This is a genomic window from Desulfocicer vacuolatum DSM 3385, assembly GCF_900176365.1.
GTDB classification, from domain to species: Bacteria; Desulfobacterota; Desulfobacteria; order Desulfobacterales; family Desulfobacteraceae; genus Desulfocicer; species Desulfocicer vacuolatum.
Genome location: NZ_FWXY01000068.1, coordinates 1 through 1,786, shown reverse-complemented (window position 1 = coordinate 1,786; position 1,786 = coordinate 1). Strand labels below are relative to the sequence as shown.

Annotated in this window: 3 protein-coding genes; 2 read left to right on the top strand and 1 reads right to left on the bottom strand. The window is 41.8% G+C overall.

Features of this window, described 5'->3' with window-relative positions:
• Positions 1–119, bottom strand: a 119-nt coding sequence (locus tag B9A32_RS22585) for an Lrp/AsnC family transcriptional regulator (RefSeq protein ID WP_408607042.1), incomplete at its 3' end; no start/stop codon positions are given.
• Positions 120–136: 17 nt separating this feature from the next.
• Here B9A32_RS22585 and B9A32_RS22010 point away from each other — a divergent pair.
• Together B9A32_RS22010 and B9A32_RS20890 are read left to right on the top strand one after the other, a co-directional pair.
• The gene (locus tag B9A32_RS22010) at positions 137–346 is read left to right on the top strand and encodes a hypothetical protein (protein ID WP_212638055.1); all 210 of its coding nucleotides are present in this window, start codon (positions 137–139) and stop codon (positions 344–346) included.
• Between the two features lie 526 nt (positions 347–872).
• Entirely contained in the window at positions 873–1,742 is an 870-nt protein-coding gene (locus tag B9A32_RS20890; RefSeq protein WP_084072122.1) for a BCCT family transporter, read from the top strand.
• The last annotated feature ends 44 nt before the right edge of the window (positions 1,743–1,786 follow it).

Below are 1,786 nucleotides of genomic sequence, written 5' to 3'. Positions count from 1 at the left end.
CTTCTCACCGTGGCTTCGGAAATACCCACTTCCTTTGCAATCACAGTGTTGGGCATCCTGCCGTCTTTTTGAAGCAACTCAATAATTTTAAAATCTTTTTGATCCAAGCCGGTATGCACCTGGGCACTCCTTTTATATGAAATACTCCGCAAACCGGGGGTGTATTTCAAGCTTTGTTGTGGGCAGAGCCGGATCAGAATACGGTCCGCCCATGGCAGTTATAAAAAAGCTCTCCGCAAATCTGGGCAGAGCCTCTATCTCTGTTCCTAAGCCGCCAAGTGGCAGAATCGCGACCTCACTATACTTCCTCCCCTTTCTGCAATACGCTATCAACTCATTCGAATAAATTCTCATTACAAAATAATTGTCGTAAAATATAAAATCCATATTTTTTTAAAATATCTTGACAAAAAATTTTTAATTTTTTATTTTCAATCAAAAATTAAAAATTTTTGATTGAAAATAAAAAATATAACACAGATTGACATTAATTCCATGCTGCTTTTTTTGTGTTGAGCTCATAGATTGCTTAAAAAAGTAGCTTCAAGAAGCACAATTAAATTTACGTCCAGATGTAATAGTGCATAGGCAAGGCTAAGATTTAGGATGCTACATCTCCCAGAGCAGTGCATTCTTTGCTTCTTCGGAATCAGTTATCCTAAAATTAAGATTTGACGCAGCAATAGGCTGTTTTTAGAATTACGAAACCAATAAAATTCAAGGAATCCTGATGGCAGAGTTGAGCATAACTTGAGGCTGCCGCGCTGGTAAGCAGAGGGAATCCGGATTGGGGAAATTAAAAGGGTATAAACCGTTCCCATATCCGCAAATACATATGAAAATCATAACAAATCAGGAGGTAAGAAGAGAAAATGGAGAATAATAGCCTGGCAGAACAAAGCCGTCCGTTTGAGGAGGAGGAGAGTCCGCAAAGGATCCGCAGCGGAATAGAACCGGGGATATTTATACCGAGTATCCTGGTTGTTATTGCATTTTGCCTGCTCTGTGCGTTTAATAAGGAGAGTGTGGAGGTCGCAATGAAAACGGCCTTTAAATTTACAACCGGTGATGTGGGATGGATATACAGCCTGTTTCAATTCAGCGTTTTGCTGATTCTCGTTTACCTGGTTCTCGGTCCTCTTGGGAAGAAGCGTTTCGGAAATGAATCACCTGAATTTTCGACCTTTTCCTGGATGGGGCTGATGTTCGGCACGTCCAGTTCGCTGATGATCCTTCTTTGGTCTACCATGGAATTCTTCTATTACATCCAGTCTCCCCCCTTTCGTATGCCCCCCTTTTCCCCCGAGGCCTATGAATGGTCCCAGGCATACAGTCTGTTCCATTGGGGACCTATGTTTTATTGCCCCTATCTTGTTTTCGCCGTTGTTTACGCATATTTTTTCTTTGTCCAGAAAAGAGAGGTCTACCGCCCGAGTACCGCATGTGAGCCCATATTTGGAGAACAGCTAATGCAAGGGTGGCTGGGCAAACTGTTTGATACCTTCTTTGTTATCAGCATCCTCTGCGGTGCAGGAACCTCACTCGGGCTTGGCATCCCTCTTATTGCCGAGCTGTTAAAGGAGATCTTCGGCATTCCTCTGGGCATGGTTACCAACATTCTGGTTGTTCTCTCCTGGACCTTGTTTTTTACCTATACCATTTATTCCGGTCTTAAAAAGGGAATAAAGGTTTTAGATTCTTATCTCTTATTTTCGTGTTGTTTTGGCAAAAGAATTATGTAGACTACTCATAACTATTTGCCAATTCAGGGATTATCACCATTGAT

Excerpts from the sequence above, each read along its gene's own strand:
- B9A32_RS20890 (WP_084072122.1), top strand. The coding sequence starts at position 873 with ATGGAGAATAATAGCCTGGCAGAACAAAGCCGTCCGTTTGAGGAGGAG.
- B9A32_RS22010 (WP_212638055.1), top strand. The coding sequence starts at position 137 with ATGAAATACTCCGCAAACCGGGGGTGTATTTCAAGCTTTGTTGTGGGC.